The organism is Micromonospora sicca, from assembly GCF_003172935.1.
GTDB lineage: Bacteria > Actinomycetota > Actinomycetes > Mycobacteriales > Micromonosporaceae > Micromonospora > Micromonospora sicca.
Map to the genome: position 1 here is coordinate 1 of NZ_QGKS01000099.1, position 16947 is coordinate 16947.

Consider the following 16947-nt stretch of genomic DNA (forward strand, 5'->3'; position numbering starts at 1 on the left):
GCACCGCACCCCGCCACGCCCGGGCTGGCGACCGTCGACGGCGGCGCGGTCTGCGCCCGGGTCGGCGACGACACCGGCGTACACGACGTGCGGGTCGGTGCCACCCCGCCGGACCTCGCCGCCGCCGCGCGGACGCCGACGGGCCGGGGCGGGGTCCGCGCCGACCAAGTGGTGGTCGAGCCCGGCCGCGGCGCGGTGGTCGAGTCGGCGGCGGCGCCCGGCGCGTCCGGTGGCGCGGTCTCCGTGGTCACCGACCTGGGCCGGCGGTACGTGCTCGCCGACGGCGCGGTGCTCGGCATGCTCGGCTACTCCGGCGTCCGCCCGGTGCGGCTCCCGGCGAGCCTGGTCAGTCTGGTCCCGGCGGGCAGCCCACTGGACCCGGCCGCCGCCCGCGCGGTCGCCGCCCCGGCCTGACGGCCGGCCGGGCCGCCGGACCTCGGGCACCCGGCCCACCTTTCCGCGGCCGGCCGGCCCCCGGGTGCCGGCCGGGCGGCTCAGGCGGGCGGGCGGCGTAGGACGGTGACCGCGAAGTCGGCGTCCTCCCGCCACGGGCGCAGGTCCCAGGTGGCGAAGCGATGCTCCAGCCGCAGCCCGGCGGCGACCGCGTCGGCGTCGAAGTCGGTCAGCGGGTAGCCCCGGTCGGTGCCGAAGCCGACCACCACGATGCCGTCCGGGCGCACGTGGGCGGCGACCCGGGTCAGCACCGCCGGTTCGGTGCCGGGCGCGACGAACGCCAGCACGTTGCCGGCGATCACCGCCGCGTCGAACGGCTCCGCCTCGCCCTGCGCGGCGAGGTCCAGCTCGGCCAGGTCGCCGACCAGCCAGCGCGGCCCGGGGTGGTCGGCGCGGGCGGCCTCCACCAGGGCCGGGTCGGCGTCCACCCCGACCACGGAGTGTCCCCGGACGGCCAGCGCCGCGTCCACCCGTCCGGTGCCGCTGCCCGCGTCCAGGATGCGGGAGCCCGGCGGCACCATGGCGTCCAGCAGCCGCGCCTCACCGGCCAGGTCCGCTCCCTCGGCGGCGAGGCGGCGGAACCGGTCGATGTACCACTGCGAGTGCCCGGGCTTCGTGTCGGTCACCCAACGGGTCGGCTTGCTCATGGGGCCACCGTAACCGGATCTTCCGCGCCGGGAGCCGGATGGGGTAGCCGGCCGCCGCCCTGCGCGAACCAGGCACGATGCGCGGTGGCCGTCCGGCGTGGGGATCAGGTCAGCGCGAGGAACGTGCCGGCGGCGAGTGGGACCCCCGCCGTGACGCCCGCGATGACCTGCGGCCAGGTGTGGTCGCGCAGCCGGACCCGGGACCAGGCGACCGCGGCCACCAGCAGCCAGGCGGCGTGCAGGGCCGGACCGAAGAGCAGCACCAGCACGGTGGTGGACGCGGCGATCACCGCGGCGTGCACGCTGAGCTTCCACCAGTGGTTCACGGCGGTGACCGCAGCGCCCACCACGAAGATCACGACGATGACGGCGAACAGCTCCGCCGGGGCGTGCAGCGCGGCCAGCAGGGCCATCCCGACCGCCACGGAGACCAGGCCGGTGAGCAGCGGACGGGCCCGCTGGGTGCGGTCGCCGATGTGCCGGTCGGTGAGCCGGCCCCGGCGCACCCCGTGAATGATCACGCCGACCGGGATGACCGCGCAGAAGAGCAGCGCCGTGCCGCCCCAGAGCAGGAGGTCGCGCGCTGTGTCACTGACCCGGGCGGCGGCCATCAGCGGCAGGGCGGTCACCAGGACGCCCGGCGCGAGCACCTCGGTGAGCAGGCGGGCCAGCCGCCGGCTCGCCGACCGGTCCCCGTCGATCGTGGTCGTGCGCACCGGGTCATCCTGGGGTCACCTCTCGTTCAAGGTCAAGTTCAGCCCTTCTCGGCGCCGCTGGTGAGCCCCTCGGTGAGCAGCCGCTCGCTGGCGAAGAAGAGGATCACGATGGGGAGGGTGAGGATCACCGATCCCGCCATCAGCACGGTCTTCGGCACCTCGACGCCGTCGGAGAGCAGCGACAGCCCGAGCGACACCGTCCACCGGTTGGGCTTGTCCACCAGGAAGAGCAGGGCGAACAGGAACTCGTTCCAGGCGATCATGAAGTCGTAGAGGGCGACCGCCATGATCGACGGTGCCGCGAGGGGCAGGCTGACCCGGCGGATGATGCCGAGCCGGCCGGCGCCGTCGATGGCCGCGGACTCCTCCAGGCTGACCGGGATCGTCTCGAAGTAGTTCTTCAGCATGTAGACCGAGACCGGCAGGGTCTGCGAGATGTAGACCAACACCAGCCCGAACAGCGAGCCGCGCAGCCCGACGCGGGTGAAGACCACGAAGAGCGGGATGGCGATGACGATGGACGGGAAGAGGTAGACGGCGAGGAAGAGGGCGTTGACCTGCCGGCGGCCGAAGAACCGCAGCCGGGCCACCGCGTACGCGCCGGGGATGGCGACCACCAGGGTCAGCGCCGTGGCGGCCAGCGCCACCAGCCCGCTGTTGCGGATGAAGGTGAGGAAACCCTGGCCGCCGTCCTCGGCGGCCTTGAGCACCTCGGCGTACGTGGCGACGGTGAACTCGCTGACCGGCACCCACAGCGAGCCGGGATCGAGCAGCAAGCGCTCGATGGGACGCACCGAGAGCACCAGCATGTACCAGAAGGGCAGCACGGTGACGACCAGGAAGGCGGCGATCACCAGCCGGCGCAGCCAGCGCAGGCTGACCGTCTCGAGCCGGTCCCGGTCCATCACGCCTCCCTGCGTGCGGTGAAGAAGCGCAGATAGATCGCGACGAACGCGATCAGCACCACGGCCAGCACGACCGCCTGTGCCGCCGCGGCCCCGACGTCGGTACGCGCGGTGAGGAACTGGTAGACCCGGACGCTGACCACCTCGGTGCCGGCCGAACCGCCGGTGAGCAGGTAGACGTCGTCGAACTTGTTGAAGGTCATGATGAACCGGAGCACCGCCAGCAGCACGATCACCGGCATCAGCTGGGGCAGCAGAATGTGCCGGAAGCGCTGAGTCGGGGTGGCCCCGTCGACCCGGGCCGCCTCCTCCAGGTCCACGGGGACGGCCTGCAGCCGGGCGAGCAGGAACAGGAACGCGAACGGGAAGTACCGCCACGCCTCGAACGCGATGACCGTCCACAGCGCGGTCGAGTCCTGGGACAGGAACGGGATCGGCGCGTCCCAGCCGAGGAACCGCTGCCCCCAGTCGTTGACGATGCCGAGCTGCGGGTCGAGCATCACCTGCCAGACGAAGGCCACCGCGACCACCGGCGCCACGTACGGCAGCAGCATCGACGCCCGCACCAGTGTGCGCCCGCGGAACGGCCGGCGGACGACCAGCGCGGCGACCACGCCGATCACGATCGACCCGAAGGTCCCGCCGAGGCTGTAGAGCAGGGTGGTCCAGAGCGTTTCGGCGAACCCGGGGGTGTGCAGCACCCGGTCGAAGTTGCTCAGGGTGAACTCGCCGAAGAGCCCGCTCCGGCGCAGGGTGGCCAGGCGTACCCGCTGGAAGGCCAGCACCACGGTCCAGACGATCGGGATGCCGATCACCGCGGCCACCACGAGCAGGGTCGGGGCGACCAGCGCGAGCCCGGCGCGGGACTCGCGCCGGCGCAGGGTCAGTGGCCGGCGCCGGGGGCCGGGCCGCTCCCGGGCGGGGGAGCGGCCGGCCTCCGGGGCGGTGGTGGTCAATTGACGCCCTTCTTGATCGCCTCGACGTCCTTCTTCGCCCGCGCGGCGGCCGCGGCGGCGTCGGACTTGCCGCCGACCACGTCGGCGAGCGCCTTCGGCACGGGCAGCTCGCCGAGGATCGCGCCGACCAGCTTGCCCTGGCCCTGCGGCAGGCCCCAGCGCTGGAAGGTGTCCGGGCTCTTGCGCAGGGTGGCGAGGACGTCGTCGCCGTACACGGCGGAGAGCGGCTTCTTGGCGTCCACGCCGGCGTGGCTGGTGTTCCAGGCGGTGAGGAACTTCTCCTTGTCGTCCGCGGTGCCCTTGCGGGCCGGGAACCGGCCTTCGGGAGACATGCCGAACCAGCGCGGATAGCCGTCGGAGAGCAGGTACTCCACGAACGACTTGGCCGAACCGGCCGCGGCGCCGTCGAGCACCGCCCACGAGCTGATCTCGCCGTACTGGGCCGGTTCGGCGCCGTTGGGTCCCTTGATCGCGGTGACGAAGCCGCTGTTCTTGGCCAGGAACGTCGGGTCCTGCTGGCACTGCGGACAGGTCGGCTTGGCGTCGTTGCGCAGCCCGGCCAGCTCGTCGAGGATGAACGGCGACCAGATCAGCATCGCGGCCTTGCCGGCGAAGTAGGTGGCCCGGGTGGTGTCCACGTCCTGGGCACCCTTGACCGAGTGGTTGCGCATCAGGTCGCCGTAGAAGCGGAACGCCTCGACGCACTCGGGTGAGTCGAGCTTGACCGCGCCGGAGTCGTCGGTGAGCTGACAGTTGTTGGCCAGCGCGAGGTGCTCGAAGGTCTGCTGGGTGAAGACGTCGCCGGGGGCGGTCGCCGCGGTGATGCCGGCGACGCCGCCGGTGTTGAGCTTCGCCGCGGCGGCGGCGATCTTCTCGTACGTGTCGGGGGCGGGCAGGCCGGCGGCGGCGAAGAGGTCCTTGCGGTAGACGAGGAGCTGGCCCCACCCGTCACTGGGGACGGAGAGCTGCTTCCCGCCGTCGGAGGTCAGCTCCAGCGCGCGGGGGGAGAAGGTGTCCCGGCCGAGCTTGTCGACGATCTCGGCATTGGCGGACTCGTGCAGCAGTTGGTTGCCGGCGAGGGTCTGGATGCCGGCGAGGGAGACGGAGCCGACCACGTCGGGCAGCTTGCCGGCGGCGGCGCTGGAGGCGATGAGGGAGGGGAACTGGTCCTCGTTGACGGTGACCAGGTTGACCTTGACGCCGGTCTTGGCGGTGAAGTCGCTGATGATCGCCTTGGTGGCGGTGACCCGGTCGGCCACGTCCTCCAGGCTCCACACCGTTATCTCTGAACTGTCGGCTTTCGGCTCGTCGTCGCTGCAGGCCACCATTCCTGTCCCGGCAACTGCCATGATCAGGGTGGCGGCGAACATCCGCATCGAGGGTGATGACATCGGTGGCACTCCTCTCGAAGGGTACATCAGGTATTCAACGCCCTCGATTGATCAATTACAAGACATATGCTGATATTTTGTTTTAGAATCGAGCCCGGCACTTCCCTCGGAGCGACGCCATGCCCAACTGGGTTGTCTCTCTGGCCGGGCCCCGGCGCGTCAGCCTCGAGCCCTGCCCCGCAGATCCACTCGGCCCGGGCCAGGTGCGCGTCCGCACCTGCTACTCCGGCATCTCGGCCGGCACCGAGCTGACCCTCTACCGCGGCAGCAATCCCCGGCTCAGCAAGGACTGGGACGACGCCAGCCGGATGTTCGTGCCCCGCCAGGCGCCCGCCGCCTACCCCGTCGTCGGCTTCGGCTACGAGGAGGTCGGCGAGATCGTCGAGGTCGCCGCCGACGTCGCCGACCGGCGTCCCGGGCAGGTCGTCTGGGGCATCTGGGGACACCGGGCCGAGGCCGTCGTGGCCTCCGGCACGGTCCAGCCGCTGGCGGCCGGGCTCGACCTGCTCACCGCCGTCTTCGCCCGTCCCGGCGCGATCGCCCTCACCGCGGTGCTCGCCGGCGACCTGCACCTCGGCGACTGGGTGGGGGTCTTCGGCCAGGGGGTGATCGGCCTGCTCGGCACCCGGCTGGCCGCCCTCTCCGGCGCCCGGGTGGTCGCGGTCGACCGGGTGCCCGCCCGGCTGGACTTCGCCACCCGCTTCGGCGCCCGTCGGGTCGTCGACGCCGCCGTCGACTCCGCCGCCGCCGTGCTCCGCGGGGCCACCGACGGTCGCGGCGCCGACGTCTGCCTGGAGCTGTCCGGGTCGTACCCGGCGCTGCACGAGGCGATCCGCGCCACCACCCACGCCGGCCGCGTCGTGGCCGCCGGCTTCTACCAGGGGTACGCCCTCGGGCTGGGACTCGGCGAGGAGTTCCACCACAACCGGATCCAGCTGGTGGCGGCCCAGGTCTCCGGGCCCACCCCGGCACCCGGCACGGCCGGCCGGTGGACCGGGCCCCGGATCGCCCACACCTTCATGGACCTGGTGGCCGAGGGCAGCGTCGACCCGCTGCCGCTGGTGAGCCACGTCGTCGACGCGGGCGCGGTGGCCGACGCGCTCGCGTTGCTCGACCGCGGTGACGGTGACGTCCTCCAAGTCGTGCTGAGGTTCTGAATGGCCATTCCACTCGCCTGCCAGGAGCAGCTGCTCCCGGGCGCCAGCCTGTCCGACAAGTTCGCCCTCGCCAGCACGCTCGGCTACCAGGCCATCGAGCTGCGCGGCCGCGGTGACCTCGCGTTCGCCCGGCGGCTGCCGGAGCTGCGCCGGGCCCGCGCCGAGGGCGTGCCCATGCCCACCGTCTGCGTCGAGATGGACCACTTCATCGGCGACTTCGACCCGGACCGCTCCCGGGACGCGGTGCGCAACCTGCGCTCCCAGCTCTCGGTCATCGCCGAACTCGGCGGGATCGGCGCGATGACCCCGGCCGCCTGGGGGATGTTCTCCCGGCGGCTGCCGCCCTTCGAGCCGCCCCGCTCGCCCGACGGCGACCGGCAGGTCCTCGTCGACGCCCTCGGCGAGCTGGGCGAGCACGCCCGGGCCGAGGGGGTCACCCTCTTCCTGGAGCCCCTCAACCGGTACGAGGACCACATGGTCAACCGGCTCGGCGAGGCGGTCGCTCTCTGCGCGGCCGTCGGCCTGCCCTCGGTCCGGGTGGTCGCCGACACCTTCCACATGAACATCGAGGAGGACGACGTGCACGCGGCGCTGCGCGCCGCCGCGCCGTACCTCGGGCACGTGCAGGTCAGCGACTCCAACCGGTACCAGCCCGGGGCCGGGCACCTGGACTGGCCGGCGCTGCTGCGGACCCTGCACGACATCGATTACCGGGGCTGGCTGGCGGTGGAGTGCCGGCTGCGCGGCGAGCCCCTCGCCGCCCTCCGGCAGGCCGCGACGGTGCTCACGCACGCCCAGCCGTGGCAGGCGGCGGCATGAGCGCCGGGCCGGCCGGTGGAACCGGCGCCGCCGCCGGACTGGACGCCACGGCGGGTGGCCCCGACGGCGACCCGTCACCGGGGTGGGACGGCGCCGAGCGGGCGGCCGGGTTGCGCCGGTTGGCCGTCGCCACCCTCGACGGCAACTGGGAGCACGACCACACCGTGCCCTCGCGCACCCTCTACCCGCACCAGTGGAGCTGGGACTCGGCGTTCATCGCCGTCGGGCTGGCCCACGTCCGACCGGAGCGGGCGTGGCGGGAGCTGCGGACGCTCTTCGCCGCCCAGTGGGCCGACGGGCGGGTTCCGCACATCGTGTTCAACCCGGCGCTGCGGGTCGGGTCGTACTTTCCGGGGCCGGAGTTCTGGGACTCGGCCCGTGCCGACGGCGCCCCGGCTTCCAGCACATCGGGGATCGTCCAACCGCCGGTGCACGCCCCGGCGGCGTGGCTGATCCACCGTCGGGCCCCGTCCGAGGCGTCGGTGCGGGCCCTGCGCTGGCTCTATCCGCGGCTGGTCGCCCAGCAGCGGTACCTGACCGGCCGGCGGGACGTGGGCGGCGCCGGGCTGGCCTGCCTGGTGCACCCGTGGGAGTCGGGGCTGGACAACAGCCCGGCCTGGGACGCCCCGATGGCCGGGGTGCCCGCCGACGCCGCCGTGATGCGGGCGTACCGGCGGCACGACACCGCGCACGCCGACGCCGCGCACCGCCCCACGGACCTGGACTACGCGCGCTACGTCGCGATCGTCGCGTCGTATCGGGAGGGCCGCTACGGCGACGACGGGCTGGCCGGGCGGCATCCCTTCCTGGTGGAGTGTCCGCTGCTCAACGCGGCACTGGGGGTGGCCGAGCAGGCGCTGGCCCGGATCGCGGCGGTGGTCGGCGCCGACCCGGGGCCGCACCGGGAGCGGGCAGCCCGGATCACCGCGACCCTGGTGGACCGGCTGTACGACCCGACCACCGGCACCTTCCACCCGCGCGACCTGCGCACCGACCGGCTGATCCCGGCCCGGACGGTGCTCGGGCTGATGCCGCTGATCCTGCCGGACCTGCCGGCCCGGCAGGTGCGGGCGGTGCTGACCGAGGCGTGCTCGCCCCGGTTCGGCCTGGAGTCCCGGATGGACCGCCCGCTGCCCACCCACGACCGCACCGCGCCGGACTTCGAACCGTTGCGCTACTGGCGTGGCCCGAGCTGGCTGAACACGAGCTGGCTGCTCTGGCGGGGACTGCTCACCCACCGCCGGCCCGACCTGGCCGCCGGGCTGCGGGAGTCGATGCTCGGGCTGGTCGCCCGCAGCGGCTGCCACGAGTACTTCCACCCGGATACCGGCGCCGGGCTCGGCTCCCCGGCGTTCAGTTGGACCGCGTCGCTGGCGCTCGACGCCCTCGCCGAGGGGTGAGCCGGCGTCGGCCCGGGGCGACCCCGGCGGGCAGGCGCCTCAGTCGATCCCAGGCCGGTGGTGGCGCCGGCCCGCAGGGAAGCCATCGGCTCGCAGCGGCGGTTCAGCCGCTAGACGTGCACCAATGGCTCTGCCCGCTCTCGCCGGCAGTCCGGGCAGGTAGGACTTACGGCTTCCGCTCGGCGACGTAAGAACCGCGAGCCGGCAGCGTCACGACCAGACCGCGCTCCCGAAGCAGACGGACAGCCGCTCGGACAGTTCCGCGGCTGACGCCGTGCTCCTGCTGTAGATGGGTCTCGCTCGGGACCGGCTGGCGGGGTTTGAGTTTCCCGTCCTCGATCTGCTTGGCGAGGAGGTCTGCGAGCTGGATGTAGAGCGCCACCGGGGACATCTCGTCAACCATGAGCCGAACCTTATGGACGCGCAGCCTGAGCAGGCCGTAGGGTACGGGCTAGACGTATAGAACGGGCTGTACGAGTAGAACGAGATGGATTACCTTCGGTAGGCGTCCGCAAACCCCCAGCCAGGAGGAATCTCATGAGGCTCTGGCCGTTCAACCGCCGTCCGGGACCGGTCGACCGGACCGGCCCTGCGACCGCCTACCCGAACCGTTCCGGCGCCTTCGGTCCGGAGGCCCTCTCCGAGGTCCAGCCCCGCCGCAACAACGGCCGTCCGCACTACTGGGCAATCGAGCCGACTATGGAGTACCAACGGGCCCCGCTGCTTACCCTCGGCCAGCAGTACCGCTTTCCGGGTCGGGCCGAGCGATGGGGGAGGAGTTGCTGACGCGAGTTCCCTTCGCCGTCGTCCTCGCCTCGTACTGCATCGAGTTCCACGAGCGGAACCTGTGCGCAAAGTGCAACGACTCCGGATGTCCCCGGCTCGATGACGCCGCGTTCACCCTCGACCGCTACCGCGCCGATCGGTTGGAGCGGTACCGCCTCCGTCGAGCGCAGTAAGGGATCTCTGTCTTCGGAATCATTAGAGTCGCGTTGGTTGATCAAGGAGGGATGTCCGGAGGAATGCTTTTGCTCAGGGTGCAGCCGCCCGCCGACGGTCGTCGGCGGGCGGCGCTGACCGGGTCAGGCGGTGGGGCGCAGTTCGGCGAGGAGCTGATCCACCCGGGTGCGGATCTCGTCGCGGATCGGGCGTACGGCCTCGACGCCCTTGCCGGCGGGGTCTTCGAGCTTCCAGTCCTCGTACCGCTTGCCCGGGAAGACGGGGCAGGCGTCACCACAGCCCATGGTCACGATGACGTCCGAGGACTCCGCCGTCTCGTATTCGAGGAGCTTGGGGGTCTGGTCGGTGATGTCGATGCCGACCTCGGCCATGGCTTCGACGGCGGCGGGGTTGACCGTCTCGGCGGGCGCCGAGCCGGCGGAGCGCACCTCGACGGCGTCGCCGGCGAGGTGGCGCAGCCAGCCGGCGGCCATCTGGGAGCGGCCGGCGTTGTGCACGCAGACGAACAGCACGCTGGGCTTGTCGGACATCAAAAGCCTTCCTGGCAGTACGGGTCGCAGGGCCGGTTCACCGGCGCCTCCGAGTGGGCGGTGGGCAGAGACCGGCGGGGGTCGCTGTTGCGGTCGAGCAGCCGGTAGCGCCCGGCCGGACGCGGCGGATTGAGCAGGGCGGGATAGGACCTGTCCGCGCCACGGTGCGCCGGGTTGGTGCTCATGCGCGATTGTCGAGCGCCGGGTCGCGCTCGTCGGTAGGCACGACCACCTGGTCGGCGGCTTCCCCAGCGTCGGGGTAGAGCGCGGCCAGGAGACCGACGCCCAGGGTGAGGCCGACGAGTTGCGCGATGACGAAGCCGGGAACGGAGGCGGGGGCGATGCCGGCGAAGGTGTCGGTGAAAGCGCGACCGATGGTCACCGCGGGGTTGGCGAACGAGGTCGACGAGGTGAACCAGTACGCGGCGCCGATGTAGGCGCCGACCGCGGCCGGCGCGACCGCGGCGCGGCCGGCGCGGGCGAGGGCGAAGATCAGCAGGATCAGGCCGGCGGTGGCGACAACCTCGCCGAGCCAGAGGTGCCCCGCGGCGCGGTCCTTGCCCGAGAAGTCGACGGCGGCCAGGTCGAACATCAGGTTGGCCAGGATCGAACCCCCGATCGCGCCGGCGACCTGGGCCATGACGTAGCCGCCGAGGTCGCGGCTGGTCAGCCCGGTGCCGGCGCGCCGGCCGAGGAACCAGTCCGCGGCGGAGACGACGGGATTGAAGTGGGCGCCGGAGACCGGGCCGAAGATCAGGATCAGGGCGCCCAGCGCGAGCGCGGTGGCGATCGAGTTCTCCAGCAGTTGGAGCCCGACGTCGCCGGGGGAGAGCGTGGTGGCCATGATGCCGGAGCCGACCACGGCGGTGACCAGCAGGGCGGTGCCGGTGAACTCGGCCAGCAGGCGCCGCCAAAGTGCGATGGTCATCAGTCTGTTCTCTCCCCTTGCAGCGAGGTTGCGGGCCGCGTGTCGGCCCGGCGGGTGGTCCAACGGGTGGCGGGAACGTGCAGTTCGTCGAGGAGCCGGCGGACGGCCCAGGCCACCGCCTGATCGCCGGCGAGGTAGGTGAAGAAGCCGAGCGCCAACTGGGACCGCCCGGCGTTGTGCGTGGCGGCGAGGCGGGTGGCGGCGGTGCGCAGGGCGAGCTGCTGGTCGACGGAGAGGTCTTCACGCAGGTGCCGGCTGGTGTCAGTCATGACGGTCTCCCGAATTGATGACGGGGGCGAGCCGGTCGACGCGGGCGGCGAGGTCGGTGAAGGCGGCCTCGAACGCGGCGTCGGTGTCGACACGGACCGGGTCGGGCACCGACCAGTGCAGCCGGGGCCGGACCGGGCGGGTGAGTTCCTCGTGGGCGTTGTCGCAGACCGCGATCACCAGGTCCCCGTCGTGCGCGACCTGGGTGATGTGGGCGGTGCCGGTGGGGTCGAGCTGGAGTCCGTGGCGGTGGGCCACGGCGACGGCGCGGGGGTGGACCCGGGACGCCGGCTTCGTGCCCGCGGAGGCGGCTGGCGTGCCGGCCCGGCTCGTCCACAGCGCGGCGGCGAGCTGGGAGCGGGCGGAGTTGCGGGTGCAGACGAACACCACCCGGCCGACGTCGGTCAGCGGGGGCGGAGTCAGCGTGGCCAGCGCCTCGGGTCGCAGGCGGAGGTAGGTGCGGCGGCGGTCGCCCTCGGACCGGGCGCGGACGACCAGGCCGGCTTCGGTGAGGACCTTGACGTGGTGGGCGACCAGGTTGGTGGGCATGCCCAGGTCGTGGGCGATCTCGCCGGGCGAGGCGTCGCCGAGGGTGAGCGCGTCCACGATCGCCAGCCGCGCCGGGTCGCCGAGCGCGGCGTGGATCCGGGCGCGCTCCTGCAGGGAGGCAAGCTCAATGACCATTGACTCAACTATCACTGAGTGATTGTGAAACTGTCAAGCGGAACTGAGTCGGTGGCACTGAGCGGCGCGGTCAGCAGCAGGCGGCCAGGTATGGCTGCACGGCGCGGTGCGCCGGCCGCGGCTCACGCAGCAGCTGCCGGTTCGACGGTGAGCAGTGCGGCGAGCTGGCGCAGGATGGCCGGCCGGGCCCGGTAGTACACCCAGGTACCCCGCCGCTCGGCGTCGACGAGGCCTGCCTCGCGCAGCGTCTTCAGGTGATGGGAGATGGTCGGCCCGGTCAGGTCGAACGCGGGGGTCAGGTCGCAGACGCATGCCTCCCCGCCCTCGGCGGACGCGATCATCGACATCAATTGCAGCCGCACCGGGTCGCCGAGCGCCTTGAACGCGGGCGCGAGGACGGCGGCGGTCTCGGCCGGCACCCGGCGCTGCGCCAGCGGCGGGCAGCACGGCGTGTCGGCGGTGAGGTCGATGACGGGAAGCGACGCCGCCTGCTTTGACATGCCTTTAGGTTGACAGGTGTCTAAGCAACGTGCAACTCTCTGATTCGACGGACGTCAAGACAGGCGCCGTGGGAAGGGGGTCGTCATGTTCGGCAAGGCTCGGCGGTCAGCGGCAGCCCAGGCGGGAGTTACCGTCTGCCTCGCGGCACCCGCACCCGCTACACTTCCATCGTCGATCGGCGATAAACGATAGAAGGAGGCCGGTGTGGACGAGCTGCTCGACCGGGCGACCGCACAGACGTACGCGTCATGGTTCCGGGCCCTCGCGGACCCGACCCGGGTGCAGATCGTCGAGTACCTCGCCCGCCACGCCCGACCGATGAGCGTCGGGGAGATCGTCGCCGCGGTCGGCCTGGCGCAGTCCACCGTCTCCCAGCACCTGAAGATCCTCACCGAGGTGCGGTTCGTCCTCGTCGAGCCGGTCGGAACGGCCCGCCACTACCGCATCAACGACGCCTGCGTCGGCTGCTTCCCCTCCGCCGCCGACGTCGTCATGGGCCGACCCGCCCCCAACCCGAACGGAGCCTGCTGATGGCCGACCTCACCGTCCGTCCCATGACGGCCGACGACGCCGAGCGGGTCCTGGCGATCTACCAGGCCGGCCTCGACGGCGGACACGCCAGCTTCGAGACGACCGCACCCACCTGGGCGGCGTTCGACGCCGGGAAGCTGCCCGCGCACCGCTTCGTGGCGGTCGACAGGGACGACATCGTGGTCGGCTGGATCGCTGTCTCGCCGACCTCGGCCCGCGCGGTCTACGCCGGCGTGGTGGAGCACTCGGTCTACGTCGACCCCGCCGTCCAGGGGCGCGGCGCGGCCCGGCTGCTGCTGGACACGCTCATCGCCTCCACCGAGGCGGCCGGCATCTGGACCATCCAGTCCGGCATCTTCCCCGAGAACACCGCCAGCCTCAGCCTCCACGAGCGGGCCGGCTTCCGGGTCATCGGCGTCCGCGAACGGGTCGGCCGCCACCACGGCCGGTGGCGCGACGTCGTCCTCCTCGAGCGGCGCAGCCCCGTCATCACCTGACCAGCCCTGGCCCCAGCAGCCGGGCCGTCGTCCACCTACTTGATTCGACAGTTTTCAACACAGAGGAGTTGTCTGATGAGCACTCTGAACGAGCTGCCCGTCGTGGTGATCGGCGCCGGCCCGGTAGGCCTGGCCGCCGCCGCGCACCTGCACGAGCGCGGCCTCCCCTTCACCGTCCTCGAAGCCGGCGACACCGCCGGCGCGGCGGTGCGGCAGTGGGGGCACGTGCGGGTGTTCTCCCCGTGGCGGTACAACATCGACCCGGCCGCCCGCCGGATCCTGGACGAGGCCGGCTGGATCGCCCCCGACCTGGAGGCCCTGCCCACCGGCGCGGAGCTGGTTGCCGACTACCTCCAGCCTCTCGCGGAGCTGCCGCAGCTCAAGCCGCACCTGCGCTACGGCGCTCGGGTCGAGGCGATCAGCCGCCTGGGCATGGACCGCCTGCGCACCGCCGGCCGCGACGCCACGCCGTTCCTGATCCGACTCGCCGACGGCGACGAGGTGCTCGCCCAGGCCGTCATCGACGCCTCCGGCACGTGGGGCACCCCGAACGTCCTCGGCGCGTCCGGCCTGCCCGCTCGGGGCGAGGGCGACGTGGCGGCGTACCTGGAGCACGCGCTTCCGGACGTCCTCGGCGCGGACCGGGACGCGTTCGCCGGCCGGCACACCCTGGTCGTCGGCGCCGGCCACTCGGCGGCGAATACCCTGCTCTCCCTGGCGGAGCTGGCAGCCGACGAGCCGGGCACCGAGGTGACCTGGGCGATCCGGACCACCTCACCGGTGCGCACCTACGGAGGCGGCGACGCTGACGCCCTCCCGGCGCGGGGTGCGCTCGGCTCCCGGCTGCGCGAGCACGTCGACGCCGGCCGGATCCGGCTGCTCACCGGCTTCTCCGTGCACGCTCTCACCCCCACCGACGGTCGCGTCGCGGTGGTCGTGCGGCACGCCGATGGCAGCGAAGAGTCCATCACCGTGGACCGGATCGTCGCGGCCACCGGCTTCCGGCCGGACCACTCCATCGCCGCTGAGCTGCGGCTGGACCTCGACCCGGTCATGGGCGCCACCCGCGCCCTCGCGCCGCTGATCGACCCGAACGAGCACTCCTGCGGCACCGTGCCCCCGCACGGCGTGGACGAGCTCGCCCACCCCGAGCCGGGCTACTACGCCGTCGGCATGAAGAGCTACGGCCGGGCACCGACGTTCCTCATGACCACCGGCTACGAGCAGGTCCGCTCCGTCGTCGCGGCCCTCGCTGGCGACTGGGACGCCGCCCGCGACGTGCAGCTCGACCTGCCCGAGACCGGGGTGTGCAACAGCAACCGCGCCGACTCCGCGACCGGCGAGAGCTGCTGCGGGCCGGCCCCGACCGCGGACCCGGCAGCGCGCGGGCTCGCCACCGGCATCTCCGGTGGCCTGCTGTCCGCGCCGCTCGGCCCGATCACCCTCGACGCCGCCCCCGCCGGCGGCCAGACCGGCGGCTGCTGCGGCGGCTGATGCTTGCCACCACGACGGTGCCCGCCGGCCCCACGGTCGGCGGGCACCACGCCCACGGCTGGCACATCGTCGCCGCCCTCGCCGTCACCTCCACCGTCGGCTACGGCACCCTTTACTACGCCTACGCGATTCTGCTGAACCCGATGGCCGCCAGCATCGGCGCGTCCACCACCGCCGTCACCGGCGCGCTCACCGCGTCGGTCCTCTCCGGAGCCCTGATGGCCATCCCGGTGGGCCGGTGGCTCGACCACCACGGCGGTCGCGCGCTGATGACCGTCGGTTCGCTCACCGCCACCGCCCTGCTCGTGGCCTGGTCCCAGGTTCACACCATCGGTCAGCTCTACGCCGTCATGATCGGCATCGGGATCACCGGCGCGATGGTGCTCTACGAGCCGGCCTTCGCCGTCATCGTCTCCTGGTTCACCCCGGACCGACGCGCCACGGCCCTGCTGGTGGTCACGATCGTGGCCGGGTTCGCCAGCACCATCTTCATGCCGCTGACCGGCCTCCTGATCGAACACCTCGGCTGGCGCGGCGCGCTACTCGTCCTCGCCGTCATCCACGGCCTGGTCACCGTGCCCCTGCACGCGCTCACCATCCGCCGGCCCCGGTCGGCAGCGACGACGGCGCCCGGCGGCCCGGCACCGCCGGACCACGCCCAGCGGCCCGCGGTCGTCAGGGCCGCGATGCGGGACGCCCGGTTCTGGATCCTGGCCGGAACCTTCGTCGCCCACGGCGCGGCCACCAGCACCATGACCGTCCACCTCGTCGGCTACCTGGTCAGCCGCGGCCACCCCGCCACCTTCGCCGCCACCGCCGCCGGCCTGCTCGGCGTCCTGTCGGTCACCGGCAGACTCGTCCTCACCGGCGCCCGCCGACGCCTCCGTGTCACCACCATCGTGGCCGCCGTCTTCGCCACTCAGGCCACCGCCGTCCTCGCGATGCCCCTGCTCGCCGGCACCCGCGCCGGGGCCGTCATCGGGATCGTCGGCTTCGGACTGGGCTTCGGCGTCGCCAGCCTCGCCACGCCGGCCCTGCTCGCCGATCGCTACGGCACCACCGCGTACGCGAGCATCGCCGGCCGGATGGCGGCGTCCGTCACGGTCGCCAAGGCGACCGCGCCCCTCGGCGCGGCTGCCGTACTGTTCTCGGCCGGCGGCTACCGGCTCCTGCTCGGCGTGGTCGCCGGCTGTTGTGCGATCGCCGCCGTCGGCATGCTCATCCGCGTGGGACCGGCGGTTTGCCGGACCGGCTCGACCTCGACGCGGGTGTCGTGGAACGTCGGGCCGCCACCCAGATCGGTGACAGTGGGCAGGCGCCGGAATGGGTGGCGCGGGACATGGCACGGATGCTACCGATCCGCCCGGCGTCGCGCCGTTCTACAGTTGGCCGCGGTTCCCCAGCAGACAAGGAGTGCCGTGCCCGAGATCGACAAGGTGGCCTGGATTCGCATCGAGGACGGCTGCGTCCTCAGCACCCGCTCCCGGGGCAAGGACGTCTGGTACCTGCCGGGCGGCAAGCGGGAGGCCGGCGAGACCGACCTGGACACTCTGGGCCGGGAGATCGCCGAGGAGTTGGGCGTCGTGGTGGTGCGGGAGTCGGCCGTCCACGTCGGGACCTTCTCCGCGCAGGCGCACGGGCACGCGGCCGGCACCGTGGTCCGGATGACCTGTTACGCCGCCGACTACCGGGGCGAGCTGCGCCCGGAGAGCGAGATCGAGGAGTTGGCCTGGCTCGGTTACGCCGACCGGCACCGGGTCTCCCCGGTGGACCAGCTCATCTTCGACCGGCTTCGGGCCGAGGGCACGCTCCGCTGACGGTCAGCCCGGCAACAGCCGGGCCAGGGCGCGCAGCGCCGCGCGTAACGCCGCGTCGTCGGCGCTGAGACTGACCCGTAGGCCGGGCGCGGTCCCGCGCCGGGCGGCGAACTCGTCGGTGCCGGCGACCGCGACGCCCCGGCGGCGGGCGAGCGCGGTCACCGCGTCGGCGTCGTGGCCCAGGCGCACCCAGGCGAAGGGCGCCGGCCCGGTGGCGGCCACCCGGTCGCCGAGCAGCTCGTGGGCCAGCGCGGCGCGCCCGGCCAGCTCGGCGGCGCCCAGCACGAGCTGGGT

At 72.9% G+C, this 16947-nt stretch carries 21 protein-coding genes and 2 pseudogenes; 10 read left to right on the forward strand and 13 right to left on the reverse strand.

Annotated elements, in window-relative coordinates; translation table 11 throughout:
- Positions 1-414 (forward strand): type VII secretion protein EccB (locus DKT69_RS03715; RefSeq protein WP_201749469.1); only part of this gene is annotated, 414 nt, incomplete at its 5' end.
- An 80-nt stretch (positions 415-494) separates the two neighbouring features.
- On the opposite strand, the gene DKT69_RS03720 is transcribed toward DKT69_RS03715, so the two are convergent.
- From DKT69_RS03720 to DKT69_RS03740, 5 genes are all read right to left on the reverse strand, one after another.
- Positions 495-1100 carry a class I SAM-dependent methyltransferase gene (locus tag DKT69_RS03720; protein ID WP_109800194.1) on the reverse strand — a complete coding sequence of 202 codons (606 nt, stop codon included), beginning with the start codon at positions 1098-1100 and terminating at the stop codon, positions 495-497.
- Between the two features lie 104 nt (positions 1101-1204).
- Positions 1205-1816, reverse strand: a complete 612-nt coding sequence (locus DKT69_RS03725) for a phosphatase PAP2 family protein (RefSeq protein WP_201749470.1) — start codon at positions 1814-1816, stop codon at positions 1205-1207.
- 38 nt (positions 1817-1854) lie between these two features.
- Positions 1855-2721: a carbohydrate ABC transporter permease gene (locus DKT69_RS03730; protein WP_109800195.1), complete on the reverse strand. Its 867-nt coding sequence runs from the start codon at positions 2719-2721 to the stop codon at positions 1855-1857.
- Positions 2721-3677 carry a carbohydrate ABC transporter permease gene (locus tag DKT69_RS03735; protein ID WP_109800196.1) on the reverse strand — a complete coding sequence of 319 codons (957 nt, stop codon included), beginning with the start codon at positions 3675-3677 and terminating at the stop codon, positions 2721-2723. Before DKT69_RS03735 ends, DKT69_RS03730 begins: the two co-directional genes overlap by 1 nt.
- The gene (locus DKT69_RS03740; RefSeq protein WP_109800197.1) at positions 3674-5068 is read right to left on the reverse strand and encodes an ABC transporter substrate-binding protein; all 1395 of its coding nucleotides are present in this window, start codon (positions 5066-5068) and stop codon (positions 3674-3676) included. The genes DKT69_RS03735 and DKT69_RS03740 overlap by 4 nt, the downstream gene beginning before the upstream one ends.
- 119 nt (positions 5069-5187) lie before the next feature.
- Here DKT69_RS03740 and DKT69_RS03745 point away from each other — a divergent pair, with 119 nt between their 5' ends.
- From DKT69_RS03745 to DKT69_RS03755, 3 genes are read left to right on the forward strand one after another with little or no spacing between them, the layout of a single operon-like run.
- The gene (locus DKT69_RS03745) at positions 5188-6225 is read left to right on the forward strand and encodes a zinc-binding dehydrogenase (protein WP_109800198.1); all 1038 of its coding nucleotides are present in this window, start codon (positions 5188-5190) and stop codon (positions 6223-6225) included.
- Complete coding sequence (locus tag DKT69_RS03750; RefSeq protein ID WP_109800199.1) at positions 6226-7044, forward strand: sugar phosphate isomerase/epimerase family protein; 819 nt, start codon at positions 6226-6228, stop codon at positions 7042-7044.
- A complete protein-coding gene (locus tag DKT69_RS03755) occupies positions 7041-8444 on the forward strand; it encodes an MGH1-like glycoside hydrolase domain-containing protein (protein WP_236647319.1) in 1404 nt (467 codons plus the stop codon). The genes DKT69_RS03750 and DKT69_RS03755 overlap by 4 nt, the downstream gene beginning before the upstream one ends.
- A 166-nt stretch (positions 8445-8610) precedes the next feature.
- Here DKT69_RS03755 and DKT69_RS03760 read toward each other — a convergent pair whose 3' ends face one another.
- Complete coding sequence (locus tag DKT69_RS03760) at positions 8611-8847, reverse strand: GntR family transcriptional regulator (protein WP_109800200.1); 237 nt, start codon at positions 8845-8847, stop codon at positions 8611-8613.
- A 364-nt stretch (positions 8848-9211) separates the two neighbouring features.
- Between DKT69_RS03760 and DKT69_RS03765 the strand changes: the two genes are divergently transcribed.
- Positions 9212-9403 (forward strand): hypothetical protein, encoded by a 192-nt coding sequence (locus DKT69_RS03765; RefSeq protein ID WP_109800201.1) that lies wholly within the window; start codon positions 9212-9214, stop codon positions 9401-9403.
- 123 nt (positions 9404-9526) lie between these two features.
- On the opposite strand, the gene DKT69_RS03770 is transcribed toward DKT69_RS03765, so the two are convergent.
- The 6 genes from DKT69_RS03770 to DKT69_RS03795 form a co-directional block, all read right to left on the reverse strand.
- The gene (locus DKT69_RS03770) at positions 9527-9934 is read right to left on the reverse strand and encodes an arsenate reductase ArsC (RefSeq protein ID WP_109800202.1); all 408 of its coding nucleotides are present in this window, start codon (positions 9932-9934) and stop codon (positions 9527-9529) included.
- Complete coding sequence (locus DKT69_RS03775; protein ID WP_109800203.1) at positions 9934-10119, reverse strand: hypothetical protein; 186 nt, start codon at positions 10117-10119, stop codon at positions 9934-9936. Before DKT69_RS03775 ends, DKT69_RS03770 begins: the two co-directional genes overlap by 1 nt.
- Entirely contained in the window at positions 10116-10862 is a 747-nt protein-coding gene (locus DKT69_RS03780) for an aquaporin (protein ID WP_109800204.1), read from the reverse strand. Before DKT69_RS03780 ends, DKT69_RS03775 begins: the two co-directional genes overlap by 4 nt.
- Positions 10862-11131 (reverse strand): hypothetical protein, encoded by a 270-nt coding sequence (locus DKT69_RS03785; RefSeq protein WP_109800205.1) that lies wholly within the window; start codon positions 11129-11131, stop codon positions 10862-10864. The genes DKT69_RS03780 and DKT69_RS03785 overlap by 1 nt, the downstream gene beginning before the upstream one ends.
- A complete protein-coding gene (locus DKT69_RS03790; RefSeq protein WP_109800206.1) occupies positions 11124-11813 on the reverse strand; it encodes an arsenate reductase/protein-tyrosine-phosphatase family protein in 690 nt (229 codons plus the stop codon). The genes DKT69_RS03785 and DKT69_RS03790 overlap by 8 nt, the downstream gene beginning before the upstream one ends.
- Positions 11814-11935: 122 nt before the next feature.
- Positions 11936-12313 (reverse strand): ArsR/SmtB family transcription factor, encoded by a 378-nt coding sequence (locus tag DKT69_RS03795; RefSeq protein WP_091619929.1) that lies wholly within the window; start codon positions 12311-12313, stop codon positions 11936-11938.
- 205 nt (positions 12314-12518) lie between these two features.
- Between DKT69_RS03795 and DKT69_RS03800 the strand changes: the two genes are divergently transcribed.
- From DKT69_RS03800 to DKT69_RS03820, 5 genes and pseudogenes are all read left to right on the forward strand, one after another.
- Positions 12519-12845 (forward strand): ArsR/SmtB family transcription factor, encoded by a 327-nt coding sequence (locus DKT69_RS03800; protein ID WP_109800207.1) that lies wholly within the window; start codon positions 12519-12521, stop codon positions 12843-12845.
- Positions 12845-13342: a GNAT family N-acetyltransferase gene (locus DKT69_RS03805; RefSeq protein WP_109800208.1), complete on the forward strand. Its 498-nt coding sequence runs from the start codon at positions 12845-12847 to the stop codon at positions 13340-13342. The genes DKT69_RS03800 and DKT69_RS03805 overlap by 1 nt, the downstream gene beginning before the upstream one ends.
- A 75-nt stretch (positions 13343-13417) precedes the next feature.
- Positions 13418-14836, forward strand: coding sequence for an FAD-dependent oxidoreductase (locus tag DKT69_RS03810; RefSeq protein WP_109800209.1), 1419 nt, complete (start codon positions 13418-13420; stop codon positions 14834-14836).
- Positions 14836-15945, forward strand: a pseudogene (locus DKT69_RS03815) (MFS transporter); the annotation flags it as partial. The gene DKT69_RS03810 and the pseudogene DKT69_RS03815, both read left to right, overlap by 1 nt.
- Positions 15946-16254: 309 nt before the next feature.
- Entirely contained in the window at positions 16255-16653 is a 399-nt protein-coding gene (locus DKT69_RS03820; RefSeq protein ID WP_109800213.1) for an NUDIX hydrolase, read from the forward strand.
- Positions 16654-16656: 3 nt separating this feature from the next.
- On the opposite strand, the pseudogene DKT69_RS03825 reads toward DKT69_RS03820, so the two are convergent.
- Positions 16657-16947, reverse strand: a pseudogene (locus DKT69_RS03825) (hypothetical protein); the annotation flags it as partial.

Excerpts from the sequence above, each read along its gene's own strand:
- DKT69_RS03720 (WP_109800194.1), bottom strand. The coding sequence starts at position 1,100 with ATGAGCAAGCCGACCCGTTGGGTGACCGACACGAAGCCCGGGCACTCG.
- DKT69_RS03730 (WP_109800195.1), bottom strand. The coding sequence starts at position 2,721 with ATGGACCGGGACCGGCTCGAGACGGTCAGCCTGCGCTGGCTGCGCCGG.
- DKT69_RS03740 (WP_109800197.1), bottom strand. The coding sequence starts at position 5,068 with ATGTCATCACCCTCGATGCGGATGTTCGCCGCCACCCTGATCATGGCA.
- DKT69_RS03745 (WP_109800198.1), top strand. The coding sequence starts at position 5,188 with ATGCCCAACTGGGTTGTCTCTCTGGCCGGGCCCCGGCGCGTCAGCCTC.
- DKT69_RS03750 (WP_109800199.1), top strand. The coding sequence starts at position 6,226 with ATGGCCATTCCACTCGCCTGCCAGGAGCAGCTGCTCCCGGGCGCCAGC.
- DKT69_RS03755 (WP_236647319.1), top strand. The coding sequence starts at position 7,041 with ATGAGCGCCGGGCCGGCCGGTGGAACCGGCGCCGCCGCCGGACTGGAC.
- DKT69_RS03760 (WP_109800200.1), bottom strand. The coding sequence starts at position 8,847 with ATGGTTGACGAGATGTCCCCGGTGGCGCTCTACATCCAGCTCGCAGAC.
- DKT69_RS03765 (WP_109800201.1), top strand. The coding sequence starts at position 9,212 with ATGGGGGAGGAGTTGCTGACGCGAGTTCCCTTCGCCGTCGTCCTCGCC.
- DKT69_RS03770 (WP_109800202.1), bottom strand. The coding sequence starts at position 9,934 with ATGTCCGACAAGCCCAGCGTGCTGTTCGTCTGCGTGCACAACGCCGGC.
- DKT69_RS03775 (WP_109800203.1), bottom strand. The coding sequence starts at position 10,119 with ATGAGCACCAACCCGGCGCACCGTGGCGCGGACAGGTCCTATCCCGCC.
- DKT69_RS03780 (WP_109800204.1), bottom strand. The coding sequence starts at position 10,862 with ATGACCATCGCACTTTGGCGGCGCCTGCTGGCCGAGTTCACCGGCACC.
- DKT69_RS03785 (WP_109800205.1), bottom strand. The coding sequence starts at position 11,131 with ATGACTGACACCAGCCGGCACCTGCGTGAAGACCTCTCCGTCGACCAG.
- DKT69_RS03790 (WP_109800206.1), bottom strand. The coding sequence starts at position 11,813 with ATGGTCATTGAGCTTGCCTCCCTGCAGGAGCGCGCCCGGATCCACGCC.
- DKT69_RS03795 (WP_091619929.1), bottom strand. The coding sequence starts at position 12,313 with ATGTCAAAGCAGGCGGCGTCGCTTCCCGTCATCGACCTCACCGCCGAC.
- DKT69_RS03805 (WP_109800208.1), top strand. The coding sequence starts at position 12,845 with ATGGCCGACCTCACCGTCCGTCCCATGACGGCCGACGACGCCGAGCGG.
- DKT69_RS03810 (WP_109800209.1), top strand. The coding sequence starts at position 13,418 with ATGAGCACTCTGAACGAGCTGCCCGTCGTGGTGATCGGCGCCGGCCCG.